Origin of the sequence: Gemmobacter aquatilis (genome assembly GCF_900110025.1) — a bacterium.
GTDB classification, from domain to species: Bacteria; Pseudomonadota; Alphaproteobacteria; order Rhodobacterales; family Rhodobacteraceae; genus Gemmobacter; species Gemmobacter aquatilis.
The window spans coordinates 212,098-235,187 of sequence record NZ_FOCE01000005.1 but is presented as its reverse complement, the minus strand read 5'-3'; the positions used below and the strand labels follow the sequence as shown (position 1 = coordinate 235,187).

Genomic DNA, 23,090 nt, shown 5'->3' with positions numbered 1-23,090 from the left:
GCGCAGAAACAGGTCGGTCAGGTCTTTTAGTATTGTTTCCAGAGTTACCCAAAGGCGCTGTGCCGGTCCACCGTTGAAATTGCGCAGACGCGTGCGGCGGCGCCACAGACAAGGGGCTGGGCGATCACAGTCCTGTGACCATGGTCAGGTGACGCGGGCACGGGTGCGGTATTCCGGCTGATCCCACAGGCGTTCGGCCATGACCTGCGACAGGATCGCCACGGCGCCATCCACCTCGGCGATGCCGATATAAAGCGGGGTGAAGCCGAAGCGCAGGATGTCTGGCGCGCGGAAATCGCCGATCACGCCGCGTGCAATCAACGCCTGCATGATCGCATAGCCCTCGGGGTGGCGGAAGCTGACCTGAGAGCCGCGTTGGGCATGGGCGCGGGGGGTGGCGAGTGTCAGGTCGGGGCAGGTGGCTTCGACCCCCGCGATGAAGCGGTCGGTCAGCGCCAGCGAGGTGGCGCGCAGGTCATCCAGATCGACCGCATCCCAGATGTCGAGCGCGGCGTCGAGTGCGGCCAGTTGCAGGATGGGCGGGGTGCCGACGCGCATCCGTTCGATCCCGCGACCGGGGCGATAGGACGGATCGAAGGCAAAGGGCGCCTCATGGCCCAGCCAGCCGGACAGGGCGGGGCGGGCGATTTCGGCATGGCGCGGGGCGACATAGATGAAGGCTGGGCCACCGGGGCCGGAATTGAGGTATTTGTAGGTGCAGCCCACCGCGAAATCGGCGCCGCCTGCGGCCACGCCAACCGGGAAGGCCCCGGCGCTATGGGCCAGATCCCAGATCGCCAGCGCACCCACCTGATGGGCACGGGCGGTCAGGGCGGGCATGTCATGGCGCCGCCCGGTGCGGTAATCGACCTCGGTGATCATCATCACCGCCACGCTGTCATCCAGCGCAGCCATCACCTCTTCGGGGGCCACGGTCTTCAGCCGGTAATCGCCGCCCAGCGTGCGGCACAGCCCTTCGGCCATATAGAGGTCGGACGGGAAATTGCCGGTGTCGGACAGGATCACCCGCCGATCCGGGTTCATTTCCAGCGCCGAGGCCAGTGCCTGATAGACCTTGATCGACAGCGTGTCGCCCATCACCACATGGCCGGATTCGGCGCCGATCAGCTTGGCGATGCGGTCGCCGGTGCGGGCGGGCTGTTCCATCCATCCGGCCTTGTTCCAGCCGGTGATCAGCATCTGGCCCCATTCTTCGGTCACGGTGCGGGCGATGCGGGCGGCGGCGGCGCGGGGCAACGGCCCGAGTGAATTGCCGTCAAGATAGATCACCCCTTCGGGCAGATCGAACAGGGCGCGGGTGGCAGTGAAATCGGTGGTCATGGCGGGCTCCTCCGGGCTGGGCGGAAAGGTGCGACAGCGCGGGGGCGCCTGCAAGGGCGGGATGCGGTGTGACGTAACGGAAGGTCACTTTCCCTGAATTAGCGCGCGGTGGCGATCAGAGGTTGCATTGTCGGGCTTGAACGGGATTATGCCGGAAATGTGAGGTTCGCAACTTTCATAGCAACGGGGCGGACCATGCGTGACAGGACGGGAACCGATACTTTTGCCGCATGGCAGCAAGTATGTTTTGTAATTTTGTTGCGCGATGGGTATCGAGTAGGGGCGAAAGGCGCCGCGAGGCGCGCAGGAACAGGGGAGTGGCCGTGAAGATCGGGGCACCGAGGGAAATATTCGAGGGCGAGAACCGGGTTGCGATGACGCCCGATTCGGCGCTGCAACTGGTGAAGCTGGGGCATGTTTGTGTCGTCGAGACCGGAGCCGGGGCGAAGGCCGGTTTTTCGGATGCGGCCTATGCCAAGGCGGGGGTCGAGGTTCTGGCTTCGGCGCAGGCGGTGTTCGAGGCAGCCGATGTGGTGGTGAAGGTCCGCGGGCCGGAACCGTCGGAGGTGGAGATGCTCCGCCCCGGCCAGACGCTGATCAGCTTCTTCTGGCCGGCGCAGAATCCGGATCTGCTGGAGGCGGCGCGCGCCAAGGGGGCGACCGTGGTCGCCATGGACATGGTGCCGCGCATCAGCCGCGCGCAGAAGATGGACGCGCTGTCGTCGATGGCCAACATCGCCGGTTACCGCGCGGTGATCGAGGCGGGCAACAACTTTGGCCGCTTCTTCACCGGGCAGGTGACGGCGGCGGGCAAGGTGCCCCCGGCCAAGGTGCTGATCGTCGGCGCCGGTGTGGCGGGGCTTGCGGCCATCGGCACCTCTGTGTCGCTGGGCGCGATCGTGATGGCCTTCGACGTGCGTCCCGAAGTGGCCGAGCAGATCGAATCGATGGGCGCATCGTTCGTCTACCTTGAGTTTGACGCCTCGGAATTGCCCGATGGCGCGGCGACGGGCGGCTATGCGGCCCCGTCCACCCCGGCGTTTCAGGCCAAGCAGCTGGCGAAGTTCCGCGAACTGGCGCCCGATGTGGACATCGTCATCACCACCGCCCTGATCCCCGGCCGGCCCGCGCCGAAGCTGTGGACCGAGGACATGGTGGCGATGATGAAGCCCGGCTCGGTCATCGTGGACCTTGCGGCGGAACGCGGCGGCAACTGCGACCTGACGGTGCCCGATCAGAAGATCGTCACCGAAAACGGCGTGACCATCGTGGGTTACACCGATTTCCCCAGCCGGATGGCGGCGCAGGCCAGCACGCTTTATGCCACCAACATCCGCCACATGCTGACGGATCTGACGCCCAAGAAAGATGGCGTGATCTTCCACAACATGGAAGATGACGTGATCCGCGGCGCGACCGTGGCCAAGGATGCGGCGATCACCTATCCGCCGCCGCCGCCCAAGGTGGCCGCCATCGCCGCTGCCAAGCCCAAGGAAAAAGCCAAGGAGCTGACGCCCGAGGAACGCCGGGCGCAGGAAACCGCGGCCTTCAAGGCGCAGACCCGCAATCAGGTGGGGATGCTGGTCATCGGGGGCGGGCTGATCCTGCTGGCGGGGCTGTTCGCGCCGGCCAGCTTCATGTCGCACTTCATCGTCTTCGTGCTGTCGGTCTATGTCGGCGTTCAGGTGATCTGGAACGTGTCGCACAGCCTGCACACGCCGCTGATGGCGGTGACCAATGCGATTTCGTCGATCATCATTCTGGGCGCGCTGATGCAGATCGGCTCGGGCAGTTTCCTGGTGATCGTGCTGGCGGCGCTGTCGGTGTTCATGGCCGGGATCAACATTTTCGGTGGGTTCATGGTCACGCGGCGCATGCTCGCCATGTTCCAGAAGTCGTAAGGAGGCAGCCATGGAATTCGGTTTTACCACGGCGGCTTACGTCGTTGCGGCGGTTCTGTTCATCCAGTCTCTGGGTGGGCTTTCGGGGCAGGAAAGCGCCAAGCGCGCGGTCTGGTATGGCATTGCGGGCATGGCACTGGCGGTGGCGGCGACGCTTTACGGCCCCGGCGCTGGCCTGTGGGGACTGTCGGCGGCGCTGATCATCGGCGGCGGGGCCATCGGCTGGGTTGTGGCCCAACGCGTGCAGATGACGGAAATGCCGCAGCTTGTGGCGGCGATGCACAGCCTCGTCGGTCTGGCGGCGGTGTTCATCGGCTTCAACACCCATATCGAACTGGTCCGCGTCGCGGGCATGGACGAAGCGGCGCGTCAGGCGCTGGAGGGCTTTGCCGCGGTGATCGCGCATAAATCGCCGGTCGAAATCTCGATCCTGCGGGTGGAGACGTTCCTCGGCGTGTTCATCGGGGCTGTCACCTTCACCGGGTCGGTCATTGCCTTTGGCAAGCTGGCGGGCAAGGTGGATGGCAAGGCGAAGAAACTGCCGGGCGGGCATCTGCTGAACGCAGGGGCGGCGCTCATTTCGGTGGTGCTGCTGGTGGTCTATCTGCAGACCGGCTCCACGCTGGCGCTGCTGGTGATGACGGTGGCCGCGCTGTTCATCGGCTATCACCTGATCATGGGCATCGGCGGCGCCGACATGCCGGTCGTGGTGTCGATGCTGAACAGCTATTCCGGCTGGGCGGCAGCGGCGATCGGCTTTTCGCTGTCGAACGACCTGCTGATCGTGGTGGGCGCGCTGGTGGGGTCTTCGGGTGCGATTCTGAGCTACATCATGTGCAAGGCGATGAACCGGTCGTTCGTGTCGGTGATCCTCGGCGGTTTCGGTGGCACCACCGGCCCGGCGATGGAAGTGACCGGCGAACAGATCGCGATTGACGCCGATGGCGTGGCGGCGGCGCTGAACGATGCGGACAGCATCATCATCATTCCGGGGTACGGCATGGCGGTGGCGCAGGCGCAGCAATCGGTGTCGGAACTGACGCGCAAGCTGCGCGCCAAGGGCAAGACCGTGCGTTTCGCCATCCACCCAGTGGCAGGCCGTCTGCCGGGGCACATGAACGTGCTGCTGGCCGAAGCGAAGGTGCCTTATGACATCGTTCTGGAAATGGACGAGATCAACGAGGATTTCCCGAATACCGATGTGGCCATCGTCATCGGCTCGAACGACATCGTGAACCCGGCGGCACAGGAAGACCCCAACAGCCCCATCGCCGGCATGCCGGTGCTGGAATGCTGGAAGGCGAAACAGGTGTTCGTGTCGAAACGCGGCCAGGGCACCGGCTATTCCGGCATCGAGAACCCGCTGTTCTACAAGGAAAACACCCGCATGTTCTATGGCGACGCCAAAAAGAGCATCGACGGCCTGCTGCCCATGATCGAGTGACACGATTTTTCTGCGAAAAATCGAAGGCCCCCGGAAGACCGGGGGCCTTTTGCGTTGCGCGGCCCGGGGGTAGAACTGGGCAGGTTCACAGGAGGACGATGCGATGAAGCTGGTGCGCTATGGCGAGCGGGGGGCGGAACAGCCCGGGCTGATCGACGCCGAGGGGCGGCTGCGGTCGCTGGTCGGGCATGTGCCCGATATTGCGGGCGCGGTGCTGGAAGATCTGGGCGCGCTGCGGGCGCTGGATGTGGCGGCACTGCCGCTGGTCGAGGGCGAGGTGCGGCTGGGCGCCTGTGTCGGCGGCGTTGGCAAGTTCATCTGTATCGGGCTGAACTATTCCGATCACGCCGCCGAAAGCGGCATGGCGGTGCCGCCCGAGCCGGTGATCTTTGCCAAATTCACCTCGGCGATCTGCGGGCCGAATGACCCGATCCTCATCCCGCGCGGCTCGGTCAAGACCGATTGGGAGGTGGAGCTGGCCTTCGTGATCGGCAAGCGCGCCAAACATGTGAGCGAGGCCGACGCCCTGTCGCATGTGGCAGGCTATTGTCTGGCCAATGACGTGTCGGAGCGCGCCTGGCAGACCGAACGGTCAGGCCAATGGTCGAAGGGCAAGGGATCGGACAATTTCGGGCCGCTGGGGCCGTGGCTGGTGACGCTGGACGAAATCGCCGATCCGCAGAACCTGCCGATGTGGCTGGAGGTGAATGGCGAACGGATGCAGCAGGGCAGCACGACCAGCATGGTCTATGGCGTGGCCTATCTGGTGTCCTATCTGTCGCAATTCTTCACGCTGCATCCGGGCGATGTGATTTCCACCGGCACGCCGCCCGGCGTGGGCATGGGGCACAAGCCGCCGCGTTACCTAAAGGCGGGCGATGTGGTGACGCTGGGCATCGACGGGCTGGGCACCCAGCGCCAGCTTTGCGTGGACGAGGGGTAAAAGCGGGCGGGGCGGTCTCCGCCCCGCTGCCCCCCCTTGGATGGGGCATTTCGGGTGCCAGCTGTGGCGCGCAGGCACGGTATTCCGCTGTATGCCATTAAATCATTGGTTTCGCTTGATATTTTTGTTTACAGACGCAATTCCCGCGCTATGGAGGGAAACCGACCTCCTTGCCGGAGCCTGACATGATCCCGATGCCCGACCATCCGCTGCGCTATGCGCTGGTGAACGAGTTGCACGCGCGCCCGTTTCCGGCGCTGCTGGCGCCCTGCACTGCCGCCTATGTGGCGATCAAACAGCCGGACAATGCCGCCAACCGCGACCGTGCGGTGGATCGCGCGCATCTGCTGGACCTGCTGGACCGCAACGGCGCGCCGCATCCGCAGCCCGACGCCACGCATTTCTCGGGCCAGATCGGGCGGGCAGAGCTGAAATGGGAAAGCCATACCGAATTCGTGACCTATTCCGCCTTCACCCCCGGCCTGTCGGATCGCCCGTTCGACCCGATGGAGGCGCGGATCTTCCCGGAAGACTGGCTGGCGGCGGCGCCGGGGCTGCGGCTGGCCGCCGTGCTGATCCGGGTTGAATTGCTGCCGGAGCGGATCGAGGAGGTGCATGAGAAACTGGCCGACTGGTTCGTGGCCGAAAGCCTTGCCGTGTCCAGCGTCGTCGATGGGGCGGCGGTGATCGCCGGTGATTTCCGCATCGACCCGGCGGGGCATATGCGCTTTGCCGTCTTCGTGCGCCCGGAGACCGGCGCGCGGCGGGTGGGCCGCATCGTGCAGCGCCTGTGCGAGATCGAGACCTATCGCGCCATGTCGATGCTGGGGCTGATGCGGGCGCGCGATTTGTCGATGCGGCTGAACGCGCTGGACCCGGCGCTGTCGGGGCTGGTGTCGGGGCTGGATGCGGCGGCCCGTTCGCCCGAAGAGGCGCTGCATGAATTGCTGGTGATTTCGGCGGAACTTGAAAGCCTCGCCGTGCGCTTCTCGTTCCGCTTTGGCGCGACCGAGGCCTATGAGGCGATTGTCTCGCAGCGCATCGAGGTGCTGCGGGAGGAACGGCTGGATGGGCGGCAGACCTTCGGCGAATTCATGATGCGGCGCTATGATCCGGCGATGCGCACGGTGAAATCCACCGAGGCGCGGCTGCGCACCATGGCCGAACGCGCCGCCCGTGCCGCCGAACTGCTGCGCACGCGGGTCGATGTCGAACGCAGCGCGCAGAACCAGCGCCTGCTGGAAAGCATGGACCGCCGCGCCGATCTGGCGCTGCGCCTGCAACATACGGTGGAAGGCCTGTCTGTGGTGGCGATCAGCTATTACGCCGTCAGCCTTGCCACCTATGCGCTTTATCCGCTGGCCAAGGCCGGGCTGCATTTCAGCAAGGAAGCCACGGCGGCCCTGCTGGTGCCGCCCGTCATCCTTGGCGTCTGGCTGATGGTGCGGCGCATCCGCAAGGCGATGCACTGATCTTCATTTTCTGTTCAAAAATATCCCACGGGGGTCCGGGGGCGTGAAGCCCCCGGTCGCCGCTCATCGCCCGCGAATCCGCGGGTCCAGCGCGTCGCGCAGCCCGTCGCCGATATAATTCACGCTCAGCACCGTGAGCGAGATCGCCAGCCCCGGCCAGACCACCCGCTCCGGATAGGTGCGAATGGAATCGATGCCGTCATACAGCAGCCGCCCCCAGGTCGGGAAATCCGGCGGGAAGCCGAGGCCGAGGAAGCTGAGCACGCTTTCGGTGATGATCGCGGCGGCGATGCCCAGCGTGGCGGCGACCAGCACCGGCGACAGTACATTGGGCAGGATATGGCGCAGGATGATGCGGCGGTTCGGTGTGCCGATGGAGCGGGCGGCCAGCACGAATTCGCGCTCTTTCAGCGCCAGAACCTCGCCGCGCACCACGCGGGCCGATTGCATCCAGCTTGTCACCCCGATGGCCAGCACGATCAGCAGGAAGGTGCCCAGCCGCGGCCCGAGGACCGAGGCCACCATTTCCGAAAACAGCATCATCATCACCAGCAGCAGCGGCAGCAGCGGCAGGGCCAGAAACAGGTCGGTGAAGCGCATCAGCAGCCCGTCGGCGCGACGGAAATAGCCGGCCAGCACGCCGATGGTGGTGCCGATGAAGATGGCGACCAGCATCGCCACCAGCCCCACCGCCAGCGAGATGCGCCCGCCGAACATCATCCGGGCCAGAATGTCGCGGCCCAGTTGATCGGTGCCCAGCGGGTGGTCGAAGCTGGGCGGGTTGTTGCGCAGCTTGAACATCTTGACGGTGTTCGGCTCGATGAAATTCGGGTCGATGCGCCACAGCAGCGGACCGATCAGCACGAAGAACACCAGCGCGCCCAGCAGGATCAGCGCCGCCATGGCGCCCTTGTGCTGGCGGAACTGGTGCCAGACGGCAAACCACTGGCTGCGGGGTTTCTGGCTCTGGGTCGCGTCAGTCATAGCGGATCCGCGGGTCGAGGATGCCATACAGGATGTCGGCGATCAGGTTGAACATCACGATCAGCACCGCAAAGATGAAGGTCAGGGTCTGCACGGTGGGCAGATCGCTGACATGGATGGCGCCGATCAGGGCGGCCCCAAGGCCGTTGATCTTGAAGATCTGCTCGGTCACGATGGCGCCGCCGAACACGGTGGGCAGGCCCAGGGCGATCACCGTCACCACCGGGATCAGCGAATTGCGCAGCACATGTTTCAGCAGCACGGTGCTTTCGGTCATTCCCTTGGCCCGCGCGGTGCGCACATAATCCTGCCCGAGGTTTTCCAGCACCGAAGACCTTGTGTAACGGCTGATCTCAGCGGCGTTGAACAGGGCCAGCACGGTGACCGGCATCGCCATCTGCATGACCATCTTGTAAAAGCTCGCCCAGTCGGTCACCCGCAGCGTGGTGTCATAGATCGTGGGCAGCCAGCCGAGTTTCACCGAAAAGATCAGGATCAGCAGGTTGCCAGTAAAGAAGGTGGGCACCGAAAAGCCCGCCATGGCAAAGAAGGTGCCCGCCTGATCGAACCAGCTATACTGGCGATAGGCGGAATAGATGCCGATGGGCAGGGCGATCAGCACCCCCACCGCATAGGCGGTGCCGACCACGGTCAGCGTTTGCGGCATCCGTTCGCCGATGATGCGGAACACCGGCACCTTGGATTGCCAGGAAATGATTCGCTGCGCGCCCTGTGCGAAATCGGTGCCGAAGATCGCGTCGATGCCATACAGCGGTTCTGTCCAGAAAAACTGTTTCAGCCACAGCAGATAGCGCACCATGACCGGCTGGTCGGCGCCCATCGCCTCCATCATCTTCTGGCGCACATCGGGGGGCACGGTCAGCGGGATGTCGGACATCGGGCTGCCGGGGGCGAAATCGACCAGAAGGAAGATCACCAGCGAAATGAGGAGGAGGGTGGGGATCGCGGTCAGCAATCGCCGGATGGTGAAGGTCAGCATGGGCCCTCGCGGTTTTTGTTCTTGGTGCTGCCAAAGACAGGGGCGCGGCGGGGCCGGGGCCTCGCCGCGCCAGGGTTCAGATCACTTCACACGATACCAGTCGGCTGCATTCCACAGTTCGCTGTCCCACGAATTCATGATCACGCCGCCCAGTGCGTTGGACTGGGCCGAGAACCGGCCACGGTCCACCAGCGGCACGACAACCATGCTGTCCTTGGTCAGCATGTCGTTCAGCTTTTTCACCAGTTCGGCGCGCTTGGTCGGCTCGCCGGTGGCGGACAGCTCTTTCAGCGCCGCATCATAGGCCGGATCGCAGAAGCGGTTGATGTTCTCACCCTGCCACTGGTTGTCGGGGCCGGGGATCTTGTCGCACAGATATTGCGACAGGTAAGGTTCCGGGTCGGTGCCGTCGAAGTTGTTGGCATACATTTCAACGTCGGCATAGAATTTCTGGAACGTGTCGGGTGAACCCGCATCGCCGCCGAAATACACGCCCGGGTCGATGGATTTCAGCTCCACCTCCACGCCCAGCTCGTTCCACCAACCCTTGATCAGCGCCTGAAAGTCCTGACGCACCGGGTTGACCGAGGTCTGATACAGCATCGACAGCTTCTTGCCGTCCTTGTCGAGGATGCCGTCCCCGTCGCTGTCGGTCCAGCCTGCCTCGGCCATAAGTGCCTTGGCGCCTTCCATGTCCTGCTTCAGGCAGCCGGTATTGTCGGACGCATAGACGGCCGGAGCGGGGACGAGGTTGCAGGTCGGCCGACCGGCGCCGCCATAGCCGATATCCACCAGCGCCTGACGGTCAATCGCCATCGACAGCGCCTGACGGACCTTGATGTCCGACAGCACCGGGTGCGGGTGTTTGGTGGTGGACCGTTCGCCTTCCGGCAGCGCCGGGGACGGATCGGTCATGTTCATCTCGATCAGCTCGACCAACGTGCCGAAAGCGTTGACGAACTTGCCCTTGCCGCCGGCCTCCATCTGGGTCTGCTGCTCGGGGTTGATCTGGGTGTTCCAGGCGTAATCGAATTCGCCGGTTTCCATCACGGACGAGGCTGCCGCCAGCGCATCGCCGCCGCCCTTCACCGTCACGGTGGCAAAGGCGGGTTTCGCCGGATCGCGGAACTTGTCGTTCGCGGCAAGGATCACCACGTCATTCACCTTGAAATCAGTGACGACGAAGGGGCCGGTGCCGATCGGCTTGGTGTTCGGGTCGGTGCAGCTTGCGGCGGCAGCGCCGAGGCAGGCTGCGAATTGCGCCTTTTGCAGGATCGGCGCGGTGGCGCCGGTGAAGGGCTGATAGGGATAGGGCTTGGGGGCCTCGAAGGTCACGACGACCGTCTGGGCATCGGGTGTTTCGACCGATTTGATGCCTTCATATTTGGCGCCCTGCGCGCATCCGCCATCGGGATGGGTGCAATATTCCCAGGTGAATTTCACATCTTCCGAGGTGACCGGCGTCCCGTCGGACCAGACCAGCCCATCCAGCAGTTTCCAGGTGATCGAGGTCTGGTCGGCGGCCACGCCGCCATTTTCCAGCGTCGGGATCTCTTTCACCAGACGCGGCACAAGATTGCCGTCCTGATCGAAGCTTGCCAGCGGTTCCAGCACCAGCGAGCCGACTTCCACGTCCTTGGTGCCGGACGAGAGATAGGCGTTCATCGTCGAGACCGCCTGATAATAGAGGATCTTCAACTCGCCGTCGCTGCCGCGTTCGGCATGGGCGGCGGGGGCCAGCGCGAAGGCGGCTGCCGCGCCCAGAAGGGCTGCTTTCAATTTCATTGTGATACTCTCCTCGTTGTTTGTGACGCTCGGGTGGCCTGACGGAGCCTCGGGGCGGCCGGTTATCCGGCTCTGGTGGTTTGGGGCGGGGTCACGAGATGGCAGGCGACAAAGCGGCCCGGGCGGGCCTCGGTCAGCACGGGTTCCAGATCGTGACAGATCGGCATCACCTTGGGGCAGCGGGTGCAGAAGTTGCAGCCCTTCGGCGGGTTGGCGGGCGAGGGCACATCGCCCTTCAGGATGATCCGGGTGCGCCGCCCCTCGCGGTTGGGGTCGGGTTCGGGCACGGCGGACAGCAGCGCCTCGGCATAGGGGTGCAGCGGATCGGCATAAAGATCGTCACGCGGCGAGATTTCGGCGATCTGGCCCAGATACATCACCGCCACGCGGTCGGCGATATGGCGCACCATGCTCAGGTCATGGCTGATGAACAGATAGGTCAGGCCCAGCCGGTCCTGCAGGTCTTCCAGCAGGTTCACCACCTGCGCCTGGATCGAGACATCCAGCGCGGCAATCGGTTCGTCGCAGACGATGAATTTCGGGTTCAGCGCCAAGGCGCGGGCAATGCCGATGCGCTGACGCTGGCCGCCGGAAAACTCGTGCGGGTAGCGGTTGGCGAAGCGGCGGTTCAGACCGACCTGATCCATCAACGTATAGACGCGTTCCAGCTTTTCGGCGGTGGGCAGGCCGGAATGTTCGTCCAGCGGTTCGCCGATGATGGCGGCGACGGTCATGCGCGGGTTCAGGCTGGCCTGCGGATCCTGGAACACCATCTGCATGGTCGGGCGTTTCTGGCGCAGCGCCTCGGCCGAAAGGGTGGCCACGTCATCGCCGTCGATCACCACATTGCCAGCGGTGGGGGTGTAAAGCCGCAGCAGCGCCCGGCCCACGGTGGATTTGCCGCACCCGGATTCGCCCACCAGCCCCAGCGTCTCGCCTTCAAAAATGTCGAAGCTGACATTATCGACGGCCTTCACATCGCCGCTGTGGCGGCGCAGCAGGCCCGAGAAGATCGGGAAATACATCTTCAGATTGCGCACCTGCACCAGCGGGCGCTTTGCCGTGTCAAGCATCGGCGCTCTCCTGTGCCGGGGCGGTCCAGTGGCAGGCCACGTCATGGCCGTGGCCCAAGGCGGCCCCATCCACCGGGCGGCGCAGCGGGTTTTCCGCTTCGCAGCGCGCGAAGGCATGGGCGCAGCGGGCGCGGAACGGGCAGGCGGTGGGGGCACCGGCGAGGATCGGCGGCTGGCCTTCGATCACCTGCAACCGCGCCTCGCGCTGGCCCCCCAGTTTCGGGATCGTGCGCAGCAAGGCGCGGGTATAGGGGTGCTGCGGTTTGTGGAACAGCTCCCACACCGGGGCCTGTTCGACGATCTGCCCGCCATACATCACCATCACCCGGTCGGCGATGCCTGCAATCACCCCAAGGTCATGGGTGATCCAGACGATGGCCATGCCCAGCTTCTGGCGCAGTTCTTTCACCAGTTCCAGAATCTGCGCCTGAATCGTCACATCCAGCGCGGTGGTGGGTTCATCGGCGATCAGCACCTCGGGGTCGCAGGCCAGCGCGATGGCGATCATCACCCGCTGCCGCATCCCGCCGGAAAACTGGTGCGGATAGGTTTTCAGCCGTTTTCGCGCATCGGGGATGCCGACCAGCTCCAGCAGCTCCACCGCGCGGGCCTCGGCCTGCGCCTTGGTCAGCCCCATATGCACGCGCAACGGCTCCATGATCTGGGCGCCGACGGTAAACACCGGGTTGAGCGAGGTCATCGGGTCTTGAAACACGAAACCGATGCGGGCGCCGCGCACCTTGCGCAACTCCTCTGGCGAGGCTTTCAGGATGTCCACGCCGCCCAGCAGCACCTCGCCCGCCCGCACCTGCGCCGGGGGCGATGGCAGCAGCCCGATCAGCGACATCATGGTGACGGATTTGCCAGAGCCGCTTTCCCCCACCACGCCCAGCAATTCGCCGGGGCGCAGGTGAAAACTGACATCATTGACCGCATGAACCTCGCCGCCCCGTGTCTGGAAGACGGTCTTCAGGCCACGCACTTCGAGCACGGGCATATGTAACTCCCCAAGACTTTGTTTTTGTTCGTTATTGCCGGTCTTTTTTCGTTTTTGCGCTGACCGTTTGGTCAAGTGTTAGCCATTTTTGGGCATCCCGCAAGAAACTTTCGGCGAAATGCCCGGCGATCGGGCATGATGACTTGGCGTCAGCGGGCGATCCCTTGCGTTTCGCGCAAAGCGCGCGCAGGCTCCGCCCGAAAACGGAGCATACGATGCCGCAACGCCTTACCCCGCGCCAGATTCTGGACCGTCTGGTTGCCTTCCGCACGGTCAGCCGCGACAGCAATCTTGATCTGGTGGATTGGGTCGAAGATTACCTTGCCGGATGGGGCGTCAGCGCCCGACGCGTCTACAATACCGAAGGCACCAAGGCCGCGCTTTATGCCAGCGCCGGGCCGGATGTGGCGGGGGGCGTGGTGCTGTCGGGCCATACCGATGTGGTGCCGGTGGACGGGCAGGACTGGACAACCGACCCTTGGCAGGTGGTGGAGCACGACGGGCGGCTCTATGGCCGCGGCGTCTGCGACATGAAGGGATTCGACGCGCTGGCACTGGCCGCCGTGCCGCTGGCGCTGGAACGGGGGGTGAAGCGCCCGCTGCAGATCGCGCTGTCTTATGACGAGGAACTGGGCTGCACCGGCGCGCCGCCGATGATCGCGGCAATGGCCGCAGGGTTGCCCCGCGCCAGCGCGGTGGTGGTGGGCGAGCCGTCGATGATGAAGCTGGTGAACGGCCACAAGGGCGGCCACGGCCTGCGCGTACATGTCGAAGGGTTCGAGGTGCACAGTTCCATCCTGCACACCGGGGTCAGCGCGATCATGGAAGGGGCGCGGCTGATCGACTGGGCCAACCGGGTGAATGAAGCGAATCGGGCCAAACAGCCCTCGGACCTCGCGGCGCTGTTCGATCCACCTTGGACAACGCTGCATGTGGGCACGATTCAGGGCGGCACCGCCGAGAATATCACGGCGCGGGATTGCAGCTTTGGCATGGCCTTCCGCGTGGTGCCGGGCGAAGACCCGCTGGAATGGGTGGCCCGTCTGCGGGCCGAAGCCGCGCGGATCGAGGCGGGAATGCAGGCGGTGCGCCCCGAGACCCGGATCTGGCTGGAAGAAAAGTTCTTCGTGCCGCCGCTGAAACCCGAAACGCAGGGCGCCGCCGAGGCCTTGGTGCGCCGTCTGACCGGCGACAATGATACCGGCGTGGTCAGCTATGGCACCGAAGCCGGGCAGTTTCAGGCCGAGGGCTATTCAGCGGTGGTCTGCGGGCCGGGCGATATCGCGCAGGCGCATCAGCCGGATGAATGGCTGGCGGTGGATCAGTTCGAGGCAGGATGGCGGTTCATGGAATCGCTGGTCGAGGAGTTGTGCCAATGATGCCCTTTCCGATTTCCGAGGCGACGCCGATCCGCTTTGCCGGGCCCTTGCCTGCCGCCTGCGATGTGGTGGTGATCGGCGGCGGCGTGATCGGCGTGATGACGGCGTGGTATCTGGCCGAAAAGGGGCTGCGCGTCACCCTGTGCGAAAAGGGCCGCATCGCCGGGGAACAAAGCAGTCGCAACTGGGGCTGGGTGCGCCAGCAGGGCCGCGATCCGGCGGAATTGCCGATCATGGTGGAAAGCCTGTCGATCTGGAAAACGCTGGCGCAGGAATTTGGCGACGCGCTGGGGTTCCGGCAGGAAGGCGTGCTCTACCTCGCCAAGACCGAGAAAGAGATCGCAGGGTTCGAGGACTGGCTGGTTCATGCCAAGGCGCATGGGCTGGATACCCATATGCTGGGCGCGGGCGCGGTGGCCGAGCGGGTGAAGGGCGCGGAAAAGGCGTGGAAGGGCGGGCTGTTCACGCCCTCGGATGCGCGGGCCGAGCCTTGGGCGGCGGTGCCGTTGCTGGCGCAGGGGGCCGTGACGCGCGGCGCGGTGATCGTCGAGCATTGTGCGGTGCGGGCGTTGGACATCGCGGGCGGCAAAGTGGCCGGGGTGGTGACCGAACAGGGCCGCATCGCCTGCGATCAGGTGGTGCTGGCGGGTGGCGCCTGGTCGGCGCTGTTCGCGCGGGCCCATGGGGTGGCGCTGCCGCAGCTTGCTGTGAAGGCCACGGTGATGGCGACGGCGCCCTTGCCCGAGGTGTTCGCGGGCAATGCGGCGGATGATGATTTCGCGTTTCGGCGGCGGCAGGATGGCGGCTATACGCTGGCCCCCGGTGCCGCGCATGATTTCTTCATCGGGCCGGATGCGTTTCGCAACTTCGGCGTCTATCTGCCGGTGCTGAAAAAGGATTTCCGCTCGACCCGCTTTCACTACACCGCCCCCGAGGGCTATCCCGACGCCTGGCGCACGCCGCGCCGCTGGTCGCCCGACGCGCCCAGCCCGTTCGAGGCGCGCCGCGTGCTGAACCCGGCGCCCAGTCGGCGCATCGTGGCCGAGGTGTCGAAACAGTTCGCGCATACTTTCCCGGGGTTGGGGCGGTCGCAACTGGTGGCCGCCTGGGCCGGGATGATCGACACGATGCCCGATGTGGTGCCGGTGGTGGACCGCGTGGCGCAACTGCCGGGGCTGGTGATCGCCACGGGGATGAGCGGCCATGGCTTCGGCATCGGGCCGGGCATGGGGCGGGTGGTCGCCGATCTGGTGGCCGGGGCGACGGTGGGCCATGATCTGGCGCGCTTCCGGCTGGCCCGGTTCACCGATGGCTCGAAAATCGCACCCGGCCCCTCGCTGTAGCGAAGATCCGGCGGCGGCGCGGCATGTCGCTTTCGGCGTTGAAGGGGGGCGGGCTTTGCGCCACGCTGGGACAAAGGAGATCTGCCATGCCGCCCAAGAACCGTTTCGCCGAACTGCTGCCGGAAATCACCGCATGGCGCCGGGATTTTCACGAAAACCCGGAACTGCTGTTCGAGGTGCATCGCACGGCGGCCAGGGTGGCGGAGTTGCTGCGCAGTTTCGGCTGTGACGAGGTGGTGGAGGGGATCGGTCGCACCGGCGTCGTGGGGGTGATCAAGGGGCGGGCCGATGGCTCGGGCCGGGTGATCGGCTTGCGCGCCGATATGGATGCGCTGCCGATCATCGAGCAGACCGGGGCCCCCTATGCCTCGAAAGTGCCGGGCAAGATGCATGCCTGCGGCCATGACGGCCATACCGCCATGCTGCTGGGGGCGGCCAAGTATCTGGCCGAGACGCGGAATTTCGACGGCACGGCGGTGGTGATCTTCCAGCCCGCCGAAGAGGGCGGCGGCGGCGGGCGCGAAATGGTGGCCGACGGGCTGATGGAACGCTGGGGCATCACCGAGGTCTACGGGATGCACAACATGCCGGGGATTCCGGTCGGGCATTTCGCCATCCGCCCCGGCGCGATCATGGCGGCGGCGGATCAGTTCGACATCACGGTGACGGGCAAGGGCGGCCATGCCGCCAAGCCGCATGAATGTGTCGATACCACGGTGGTGGCCGCGCATATCATCGTGGCGGCGCAGACGATTGCCAGCCGCACGGTTGATCCGCTGAAACAGGTGGTGGTGTCGATCTGCACGGTGGCGACCGACAGCACGGCGCATAACGTGATCCCGCAGGTGGTGAAGATGAAGGGCACGGTGCGCACCATGGATGCGCGCGTGCAGGATCAGGTGGAACAACGGCTGCGCGAGATCGTCGAGGGCACGGCGCTGGCCTTGGGCGCCAAGGCCGAACTGGCCTATCAGCGCGGCTATCCGGTGACGGTCAATGCCGAGGCGCAGACCGAGTTCGCGGCGGAAGTGGCGCAGGCGGTCTCGGGTCAGGTGGATACGGCGACCGCGCCGCTGATGGGGGCCGAGGATTTCAGCTATATGCTGAACGAACGGCCCGGCGCCTATATCTTTCTGGGCAATGGCGATACCGCCATGGTCCACCACCCGGCCTATAATTTCGACGACAACGCCATTCCCTTCGGCGCCAGCTGGTATGCCGGGATGGTGGAGGGCCGGATGCCGGTTTCGGGCTGAGGCGTTTTCCCCCTCACCCTGCCCTCTCCCCCCGGGGGAGAGGGCAGGGTGAGGGGGCAGAGGGCGTGCGGTCAGCCGCCGGTATGGCTCATATGGCGTGACATCTGGCCGCCGACGCTCTGGCGGCTATAGTCGAAATCATGGCCCTTCGGCTTGCGGGTGATCGCGTCGCGGATCGCCTGTTCCAGCAGCGCGTTGTCGGGGCTGGCCCGCAGCGGCGCGCGCAGGTCGGCCCTGTCTTCTTGGCCGAGGCACATGAACAGCTCGCCCGTGCAGGTCAGCCGCACCCGGTTGCAGCTTTCGCAGAAATTATGGGTCAGCGGCGTGATGAAGCCGATCTTCTGGCCGGTTTCCGCAATCCGCACATAGCGTGCCGGGCCGCCGCTGTTTTCCGCCAGTTCGGTCAGGGTGAAGCGGGCGGCCAGACGGGCGCGCAGGTCCGACAGTGGCCAGTATTGATCCAGCCGGTCCTCGTTGCCCAGATCGCCCATCGGCATCACCTCGATGAAGGTGAGGTCATGGTCCTCGCGGGCGCACCAGTCGAGCAGCGAGAACAGCTCATCCTCGTTGAAGCCTTTCAGCGCCACGGTGTTGATCTTCACCCGCAGCCCGGCCGCCTTGGCCGCCGCGATTCCGTCCAGCACCTGCGGCAACCGGCCCCAGCGCGTGATCTCGGCAAACTTCGCGGCATCGAGCGTGTCGAGCGAGACATTGACCCGCCGCACCCCGCAATCGGCCAGATCCTGCGCAAAGCGGGCCAATTGGCTGCCATTGGTGGTCAGCGTCAACTCCTTCAGCGCGCCGCTGTCCAGATGGCGGCGCATCGCCTGAAAGAAGGTGAGGATGCCCTTGCGCACCAAAGGCTCGCCCCCGGTGATGCGCAGCTTTTCCACCCCCATGCCGATGAAGGCGCTGCACATCCTGTCCAGTTCTTCCAGCGTCAGCAGGTCGGCTTTCGGCAGGAAGGTCATGTTTTCCGACATGCAGTAGACGCAGCGGAAATCGCAGCGATCCGTGACCGAGACCCGAAGGTAGCGGATGGCACGGGCGAAAGGGTCGATCAGGGGCATGGTCATGCTGGAAAGGTAAGCCTTTGCCGACTGAGCGGCAAGGCCAATGCGGTGGTTGTTGCCGGGCCGGGCCGGGACTATCGTCGGGCAAAGGGCAGGAGGTTTCAGATGGCGAAGATCGGGGCGGGGATCGGGCTGGCGCTGCTGCTGGCGGGCTGTGCGCAGGTGCAGGGATTGTGGCCGGGGCGTCAGGCGGCGGTGCCCAAGGCTGCGCCCGCCGTGGCAGCCCCGGCCCTGCCCGAACTGGTGGCGCCGCCGCCAAAGCCCGGCGCCCGCAGCGCCGAGGCGCTGGACACCACGACCGAGGCGCAGCGCGAAGCCGCCACCGCCGTGCCCGTGCCGCAGGCCGAGGCGCCTCTGGGCAAGCTGGTGGTCAGCCTGGGCGATGTGACCAGCCCGGGCTTCTGGCTGAGCGCGCCGTTGATCGGCACGGCTGGGCCGGGGCTGGTGAAAACGGCGGGCGGGCAGGTGGTGCAGGTGGAGCTGCGCCCCGGCAGCGGTGCTGCGCAACTGTCGCTGGCGGCGTTTCGCGCGCTGGGTCTGGGGCTGACCGACCTGCCGGAGATCGAGGTTTACCGGCGGTGAACAGGTGAGTATTTAAGCCAGGGTGAAATCAGGCGCTCGGCAGCAGCTCCGGCGGCAGATATTGCGCGGCTTCCTTGCGGGCGAAGGATTTCATGTAGGGCCCATGTTCGGCCAGAAATCCCGCGGCAGCGGCGGCATCGTGTTTCGACAGGTCGCGCACCCACCAGGCGATGGCCTTCTGGATGAACCAGTCGCGATCACCCACATAGCTGCCCGCCCAGCCCAGCACCCGGTCGCGCGCGGCGGATTCGGCCTCTTTCAGGTTGTTCAGCTTGGCGAGCGGCAGGGTGGCGACCAGCGCCGCGCGGCGCGCCCACATCAGATCGGAGGTGGTCCAGCCCTCGACATCATCCAGGCGCGAAAGATCGGCCATGATGCGCTTTTGCGCCGCGCTGCACACATGATCGGCAATCGCCCAGGCGTCGAATTGCGGCACCCAGGACTGGATCAGTGCCCAGGCGGCGCTGTCATCGGGGCGGATGCGGGCCTGGGTCAGAAGTTTGGCGGCGGCGACGCGCGCCTCGTGGATATTGCTGTCCCACAGGCCGGCGGCCAGCGCCAGCCGGTCCTCCAGCGACAGCTCGGCGCGCCATGCCTTGGCCAGCGCGTCGATCTCGGGGACCGAGGTGCCCAGATAGCGGCGGTCCACCTTGTGATAGGCGGCCATTTCGGCGGCCTTGCCGGGTTGGGCTGCGGCTGCGATCTGCGCGATGGCGTCGGCGGGGGTCATATGCGGTCTTTCAGATTGGCGTCGATGCCGGTGGGCAGCCCGTCAATGGAACTGCGGTTTCTGTCGGCCCAATAGGCGGCGAGGCCTTCGGGGCCCTTCTGTTCGGCCCAGTCGCGCAGGACCGGGCGGTCCTGCTGGAATTCCATGAACGGCACGGCAAAGCCGCAAGAGCTTTGCACCAGATCGACCGTCATGTCGCAGATCTGACGGGCGCCGGGCAGGGCGGGCAGATGCGCGGCCAGATCGGCCCAACCGGCATCGCCCAGATGCACCATGCGCGCCGTGCCATAGGCGCGCATGATCAGCGGGCGTTGGCTGAAGCTGCACCACATCACCGTCATGCGCGGATCCTGCGCCAGATGGGCGGCCGTCTCGTTCCCTGATCCGGTGACATTCAGCCAGAGCAGCCGGTTCGGCCCGATCACGCGCAGGCTGTCCATCCCCTTGGGCGACAGGTTGATCCGCGCGCCGGGCGCCGAGGTTGCCACGAAATACACCGGCTGTTCGGTGATGAAGGCGCGTTGGTCTTCGGTGAAGGCGTCGAACTGTTTCGCCATCACTCCACCGTCACGGATTTCGCCAGATTGCGCGGCTGGTCCACATCGGTGCCCTTGGCAATCGCGGTGTGATAGGCCAGCAGTTGCGCCGGGATCGCATAAAGGATCGGCGCCAGCAGATCGGGCACCTGCGGCAGGGTCAGCGCCTGCCAGCAGCCCGCGCCCGCCTCGGCCACGCCTGCCGCATCCGACAGCAGCAGCACCTTGCCATGCCGCGCCATGACCTCTTGCATGTTGCTGACGGTCTTCTCGAACAGATGGTCGCGCGGCGCCAGCACGATCACCGGCACGCGGTTGTCGATCAGCGCGATGGGGCCGTGTTTCAGCTCGCCCGACGCATAGCCTTCGGCGTGGATATAGCTGATTTCCTTCAGTTTCAGCGCGCCTTCCAGCGCCAGCGGATACATCGGGCCACGGCCCAGGAACAGCACGTCCTGCGCCTCGGCCAACTGGTCCGACAGGCTTTCGATCTCGCCCGCCAGCCCCAGCGCATGGTTCATCAGCCCCGGCAGCAGCGCGAAATCGGCCAGATGCGCCTGCACCTGCGCCGCCGTCAGCCGCCCGCGATCCTGCCCGGCCTTCAAGGCCAGCAGCGCCAGCACCGCCAACTGGCAGGTGAAGGCCTTGGTCGAGGCCACGCCGACCTCGATCCCGGCCAGGATCGGCAGCGCCAGATCCGCCTCGCGCGCGATGGAGGAGGTGGAGACGTTCACCACTGCCACGATCTTCGCCACCTTGTCCTTCGCATAGCGCAGCGCCGCCAGCGTGTCGGCGGTTTCGCCCGACTGGCTGACGAACAGCGCCCAGCTGCGCGCGGAAAGCGGCGGTTCGCGGTAGCGGAATTCGGAGGCCACGTCGATGTCGCAGGGCAGACCGGCGAGGCTTTCAAACCAGTATTTCGCCACATGGCAGGCGTAAGAGGCCGTGCCGCAGGCGACCATGGTCAGCCGGTCGATCTGCGTGAAATCCAGCCCTTCGGGCAGCCGCAGCGCCGGGTTCACCCCGCCGCTGTTTTCCACATAATGGCGCAGCGCATCGGCCAGAACGGCGGGCTGTTCGGCGATTTCCTTTGCCATGAAATGCTTGTAGCCCGCTTTCTCGATCCGCGTGGCATCCACCTGAATCCGGGTCATCGCGCGATTGGCGCGGCGGTTCTGCGCGTCAAAGATCTCGGCCCCGGCGCGGGTGACCACCGCCCAGTCGCCTTCCTCCAGATAGGTGATGCGGTCGGTCATCGGCGCCAGCGCGATCGCGTCGGAGCCGACGAACATCTCGCCGTCGCCATGGCCGATGGCGAGGGGAGAGCCTTTGCGGGCGCAGATCAGCAGATCATCCTCGCCTTCAAACAGGAAACACAGCGCAAAGGCACCATGCAGCCGGGGCAGCAGCGCCTCGACCGCCTGTTGCGGGGTCTTGCCGCTGGCCAGCAGGGCGCGGGTCAGCACCACCACGGTTTCGGTATCGGTTTCCGATTCGAAATCGTAGCCCGCCGCTTTCAACTCGCAGCGCAGATCGCGGAAATTCTCGATGATGCCGTTATGCACCACGGCGACAGTGCCCGCCTTGTGCGGGTGGGCATTGGCGACGGTCGCGGCGCCATGGGTGGCCCAGCGGGTATGGCCGATGCCTGCGCGCCCGGCCAAAGGTTCATGCACCAGCAGGTCGGACAGGTTCACCAGCTTGCCCACGGCGCGGCGGCGATCCAGCTTGCCGTCGTTCACCGTGGCGATGCCTGCGCTGTCATAGCCGCGATATTCCAGCCGCTTGAGCGATTCCACCAGCAGCGGCGCCACCTGATGGTTGCCCAGAACCCCGACAATCCCGCACATTATGCTTCGCCTTTCTGGCGTTTCGCCTTGATGGCCCGATACATCTCGAACAGGCGCGGGGCGAGCCCCGGCTTCGTCACCTGCTTGGCTCGCCCCAGCGCCACGGCATCCGAGGGCACGTCTTCGGTGATGACAGAGCCCGAGCCGGTCATCGCCCCGTCGCCCACGCGCACCGGCGCCACCAGCATGGTGTCCGATCCGATGAAGGCGCGTTTGCCGATTGTGGTGCGGTGCTTGTTCACGCCGTCATAATTGCAGGTCACGGTGCCCGCGCCAATATTGGTATGCTCGCCCACATCGGCATCGCCCAGATAGGTCAGGTGGCCGACCTTCACACCCTCGTCCAGAATGGCGTTCTTGATCTCGACAAAGTTACCGACATGCACATCCTCGGCCAGTTCGGCGCCGGGGCGCAGCCGGGCAAACGGGCCGACGGTGGCCCCGCGCGAGATATGGCAGCCTTCCAGATGGCAGAAGGCGCGGATCTCGGCGCCGGACTCAATCGTGACGCCCGGCCCGAAAATCACATTGGGCCCGATGATGGCATCGCGGCCGACATGGGTATCCAAGGCGAAGAACACGGTCTCGGGCGCGGTCAGCGTCACGCCGTTCTCCAGCGCCTCGGCCCTTGCCCGCGCCTGAAAGGCGGCTTCCGCCTCGGCCAGTTGCGCGCGGGTGTTCACGCCCAGCGTCTCCGCCTCGTCGCAGATCACCACGCCCGCCGACAAGCCGCGCTTGCGGGCCAGTTCCACGATGTCGGTCAGGTAATATTCGCCCGCCGCATTGTCGTTGCCGACGGCGGAAACAAGGCTGAACAGCGTGGCGGTATCGGCGCAGATCACGCCGGAATTGCAAAGGCTTATCGCGCGTTCTTCAACTGTGGCATCCTTGAACTCCACAATCCGTTCCAGCGCCTCGCCCTGCGCGATCAACCGGCCATAGCGCCCCGGATCGCGTGCCTCGAAGCCCAGCACCACCACGGCATGACGGGCGCGGGCGTCCAGCATCGCCTCCAGCGTTTCGGGGCGGATGAAGGGCGTGTCGCCGTAAAGCACGACACAATCGCCTGTCGCCCCCTCCAGCGCCGGGGCCGCCTGCGCCACGGCGTGCGCGGTGCCCAACTGCGCCTCCTGCACCACCACCGTGCAGGCCTCGTCATAGGCGCGGGCGGCCTTGCTCACCGCCGCGGCGCCATGGCCGGCAACCACCACCACCCGCTCTGGCGCCAAGGCCGCACCGGCCTGCATCGCATGGTGCAACAGCGGGGCGCCTGCCACATGATGCAGCACCTTCGGCAGGTCGGAATTCATCCGCGTGCCTTGCCCTGCGGCAAGAATGACGAGCGAGACAGGCATGGCACCCCTTTTCTTTGGCTTGCGCCCGTTTTAACCCGGATCACGG

The 23,090-nt window shown here is 65.6% G+C and carries 19 protein-coding genes; 8 read left to right on the top strand and 11 right to left on the bottom strand.

The annotated features are described in order from the left end of the window. Nucleotides 1-144: 144 nt before the first annotated feature. Complete coding sequence (gene kynU, locus BMX43_RS11060; RefSeq protein ID WP_091301304.1) at nucleotides 145-1,341, bottom strand: kynureninase; 1,197 nt, start codon at nucleotides 1,339-1,341, stop codon at nucleotides 145-147. 323 nt (nucleotides 1,342-1,664) lie between these two features. On the opposite strand from kynU, the gene BMX43_RS11055 reads away from it, so the two are divergent. The 4 genes from BMX43_RS11055 to BMX43_RS11040 all read left to right on the top strand — a co-directional run bounded on the left by BMX43_RS11055 (nucleotide 1,665) and on the right by BMX43_RS11040 (nucleotide 7,101). Continuing rightward, the gene (locus BMX43_RS11055; protein ID WP_091301477.1) at nucleotides 1,665-3,242 is read left to right on the top strand and encodes a Re/Si-specific NAD(P)(+) transhydrogenase subunit alpha; all 1,578 of its coding nucleotides are present in this window, start codon (nucleotides 1,665-1,667) and stop codon (nucleotides 3,240-3,242) included. 10 nt (nucleotides 3,243-3,252) lie between these two features. After that, nucleotides 3,253-4,686, top strand: coding sequence for an NAD(P)(+) transhydrogenase (Re/Si-specific) subunit beta (locus tag BMX43_RS11050; protein WP_091301302.1), 1,434 nt, complete (start codon nucleotides 3,253-3,255; stop codon nucleotides 4,684-4,686). A 103-nt stretch (nucleotides 4,687-4,789) separates the two neighbouring features. After that, nucleotides 4,790-5,629, top strand: coding sequence for a fumarylacetoacetate hydrolase family protein (locus BMX43_RS11045; RefSeq protein WP_091301300.1), 840 nt, complete (start codon nucleotides 4,790-4,792; stop codon nucleotides 5,627-5,629). Between the two features lie 185 nt (nucleotides 5,630-5,814). Further along, the gene (locus BMX43_RS11040) at nucleotides 5,815-7,101 is read left to right on the top strand and encodes a DUF3422 family protein (RefSeq protein WP_091301298.1); all 1,287 of its coding nucleotides are present in this window, start codon (nucleotides 5,815-5,817) and stop codon (nucleotides 7,099-7,101) included. A gap of 63 nt (nucleotides 7,102-7,164) precedes the next feature. Here BMX43_RS11040 and BMX43_RS11035 read toward each other — a convergent pair whose 3' ends face one another. The 5 genes from BMX43_RS11035 to BMX43_RS11015 all read right to left on the bottom strand — a co-directional run bounded on the left by BMX43_RS11035 (nucleotide 7,165) and on the right by BMX43_RS11015 (nucleotide 12,940). After that, nucleotides 7,165-8,085, bottom strand: a complete 921-nt coding sequence (locus BMX43_RS11035) for an ABC transporter permease (protein WP_091301296.1) — start codon at nucleotides 8,083-8,085, stop codon at nucleotides 7,165-7,167. Beyond that, complete coding sequence (locus tag BMX43_RS11030; RefSeq protein WP_091301294.1) at nucleotides 8,078-9,085, bottom strand: ABC transporter permease; 1,008 nt, start codon at nucleotides 9,083-9,085, stop codon at nucleotides 8,078-8,080. Before BMX43_RS11030 ends, BMX43_RS11035 begins: the two co-directional genes overlap by 8 nt. Before the next feature lie 81 nt (nucleotides 9,086-9,166). Then, nucleotides 9,167-10,870, bottom strand: a complete 1,704-nt coding sequence (locus tag BMX43_RS11025; protein WP_091301293.1) for a peptide ABC transporter substrate-binding protein — start codon at nucleotides 10,868-10,870, stop codon at nucleotides 9,167-9,169. Between the two features lie 62 nt (nucleotides 10,871-10,932). Next, nucleotides 10,933-11,943, bottom strand: coding sequence for an ABC transporter ATP-binding protein (locus BMX43_RS11020; RefSeq protein WP_091301291.1), 1,011 nt, complete (start codon nucleotides 11,941-11,943; stop codon nucleotides 10,933-10,935). Further along, nucleotides 11,936-12,940, bottom strand: a complete 1,005-nt coding sequence (locus tag BMX43_RS11015; RefSeq protein WP_091301289.1) for an ABC transporter ATP-binding protein — start codon at nucleotides 12,938-12,940, stop codon at nucleotides 11,936-11,938. The genes BMX43_RS11020 and BMX43_RS11015 overlap by 8 nt, the downstream gene beginning before the upstream one ends. 215 nt (nucleotides 12,941-13,155) lie before the next feature. On the opposite strand from BMX43_RS11015, the gene argE reads away from it, so the two are divergent. From argE to BMX43_RS11000, 3 genes are all read left to right on the top strand, one after another. Then, nucleotides 13,156-14,319, top strand: a complete 1,164-nt coding sequence (gene argE, locus BMX43_RS11010) for an acetylornithine deacetylase (RefSeq protein ID WP_091301288.1) — start codon at nucleotides 13,156-13,158, stop codon at nucleotides 14,317-14,319. After that, nucleotides 14,319-15,662, top strand: coding sequence for an NAD(P)/FAD-dependent oxidoreductase (locus BMX43_RS11005; protein WP_175482094.1), 1,344 nt, complete (start codon nucleotides 14,319-14,321; stop codon nucleotides 15,660-15,662). Before argE ends, BMX43_RS11005 begins: the two co-directional genes overlap by 1 nt. An 86-nt stretch (nucleotides 15,663-15,748) precedes the next feature. Next, the gene (locus BMX43_RS11000; protein ID WP_091301284.1) at nucleotides 15,749-16,918 is read left to right on the top strand and encodes a M20 aminoacylase family protein; all 1,170 of its coding nucleotides are present in this window, start codon (nucleotides 15,749-15,751) and stop codon (nucleotides 16,916-16,918) included. A gap of 71 nt (nucleotides 16,919-16,989) precedes the next feature. Here the strand turns inward: BMX43_RS11000 and moaA are convergent, their stop codons facing one another. Further along, nucleotides 16,990-17,994: a GTP 3',8-cyclase MoaA gene (gene moaA, locus BMX43_RS10995; protein ID WP_091301281.1), complete on the bottom strand. Its 1,005-nt coding sequence runs from the start codon at nucleotides 17,992-17,994 to the stop codon at nucleotides 16,990-16,992. Between the two features lie 102 nt (nucleotides 17,995-18,096). On the opposite strand from moaA, the gene BMX43_RS10990 reads away from it, so the two are divergent. Further along, the gene (locus BMX43_RS10990) at nucleotides 18,097-18,573 is read left to right on the top strand and encodes a hypothetical protein (RefSeq protein WP_091301279.1); all 477 of its coding nucleotides are present in this window, start codon (nucleotides 18,097-18,099) and stop codon (nucleotides 18,571-18,573) included. Between the two features lie 28 nt (nucleotides 18,574-18,601). Here the strand turns inward: BMX43_RS10990 and BMX43_RS10985 are convergent, their stop codons facing one another. The 4 genes from BMX43_RS10985 to glmU are packed head-to-tail and all read right to left on the bottom strand — an operon-like array spanning nucleotide 18,602 to nucleotide 23,044. Then, entirely contained in the window at nucleotides 18,602-19,303 is a 702-nt protein-coding gene (locus BMX43_RS10985) for a DNA alkylation repair protein (RefSeq protein WP_091301277.1), read from the bottom strand. Next, on the bottom strand, nucleotides 19,300-19,860 hold the full coding sequence (locus tag BMX43_RS10980; RefSeq protein ID WP_091301275.1) for a pyridoxamine 5'-phosphate oxidase family protein: 561 nt from the start codon (nucleotides 19,858-19,860) through the stop codon (nucleotides 19,300-19,302). The genes BMX43_RS10985 and BMX43_RS10980 overlap by 4 nt, the downstream gene beginning before the upstream one ends. Next, nucleotides 19,860-21,689, bottom strand: coding sequence for a glutamine--fructose-6-phosphate transaminase (isomerizing) (gene glmS, locus BMX43_RS10975; RefSeq protein WP_091301272.1), 1,830 nt, complete (start codon nucleotides 21,687-21,689; stop codon nucleotides 19,860-19,862). The genes BMX43_RS10980 and glmS overlap by 1 nt, the downstream gene beginning before the upstream one ends. Continuing rightward, nucleotides 21,689-23,044 (bottom strand): bifunctional UDP-N-acetylglucosamine diphosphorylase/glucosamine-1-phosphate N-acetyltransferase GlmU, encoded by a 1,356-nt coding sequence (gene glmU, locus BMX43_RS10970; protein WP_091301270.1) that lies wholly within the window; start codon nucleotides 23,042-23,044, stop codon nucleotides 21,689-21,691. Before glmU ends, glmS begins: the two co-directional genes overlap by 1 nt. Nucleotides 23,045-23,090 lie beyond the last annotated feature (46 nt).

Excerpts from the sequence above, each read along its gene's own strand:
- BMX43_RS11040 (WP_091301298.1), top strand. The coding sequence starts at position 5,815 with ATGATCCCGATGCCCGACCATCCGCTGCGCTATGCGCTGGTGAACGAG.
- kynU (WP_091301304.1), bottom strand. The coding sequence starts at position 1,341 with ATGACCACCGATTTCACTGCCACCCGCGCCCTGTTCGATCTGCCCGAA.
- BMX43_RS11025 (WP_091301293.1), bottom strand. The coding sequence starts at position 10,870 with ATGAAATTGAAAGCAGCCCTTCTGGGCGCGGCAGCCGCCTTCGCGCTG.
- glmU (WP_091301270.1), bottom strand. The coding sequence starts at position 23,044 with ATGCCTGTCTCGCTCGTCATTCTTGCCGCAGGGCAAGGCACGCGGATG.
- BMX43_RS10990 (WP_091301279.1), top strand. The coding sequence starts at position 18,097 with ATGGCGAAGATCGGGGCGGGGATCGGGCTGGCGCTGCTGCTGGCGGGC.
- BMX43_RS11050 (WP_091301302.1), top strand. The coding sequence starts at position 3,253 with ATGGAATTCGGTTTTACCACGGCGGCTTACGTCGTTGCGGCGGTTCTG.
- BMX43_RS10985 (WP_091301277.1), bottom strand. The coding sequence starts at position 19,303 with ATGACCCCCGCCGACGCCATCGCGCAGATCGCAGCCGCAGCCCAACCC.
- BMX43_RS11035 (WP_091301296.1), bottom strand. The coding sequence starts at position 8,085 with ATGACTGACGCGACCCAGAGCCAGAAACCCCGCAGCCAGTGGTTTGCC.
- BMX43_RS11045 (WP_091301300.1), top strand. The coding sequence starts at position 4,790 with ATGAAGCTGGTGCGCTATGGCGAGCGGGGGGCGGAACAGCCCGGGCTG.
- argE (WP_091301288.1), top strand. The coding sequence starts at position 13,156 with ATGCCGCAACGCCTTACCCCGCGCCAGATTCTGGACCGTCTGGTTGCC.
- moaA (WP_091301281.1), bottom strand. The coding sequence starts at position 17,994 with ATGACCATGCCCCTGATCGACCCTTTCGCCCGTGCCATCCGCTACCTT.
- BMX43_RS11015 (WP_091301289.1), bottom strand. The coding sequence starts at position 12,940 with ATGCCCGTGCTCGAAGTGCGTGGCCTGAAGACCGTCTTCCAGACACGG.
- glmS (WP_091301272.1), bottom strand. The coding sequence starts at position 21,689 with ATGTGCGGGATTGTCGGGGTTCTGGGCAACCATCAGGTGGCGCCGCTG.
- BMX43_RS11005 (WP_175482094.1), top strand. The coding sequence starts at position 14,319 with ATGCCCTTTCCGATTTCCGAGGCGACGCCGATCCGCTTTGCCGGGCCC.
- BMX43_RS11020 (WP_091301291.1), bottom strand. The coding sequence starts at position 11,943 with ATGCTTGACACGGCAAAGCGCCCGCTGGTGCAGGTGCGCAATCTGAAG.
- BMX43_RS11030 (WP_091301294.1), bottom strand. The coding sequence starts at position 9,085 with ATGCTGACCTTCACCATCCGGCGATTGCTGACCGCGATCCCCACCCTC.
- BMX43_RS11000 (WP_091301284.1), top strand. The coding sequence starts at position 15,749 with ATGCCGCCCAAGAACCGTTTCGCCGAACTGCTGCCGGAAATCACCGCA.
- BMX43_RS10980 (WP_091301275.1), bottom strand. The coding sequence starts at position 19,860 with ATGGCGAAACAGTTCGACGCCTTCACCGAAGACCAACGCGCCTTCATC.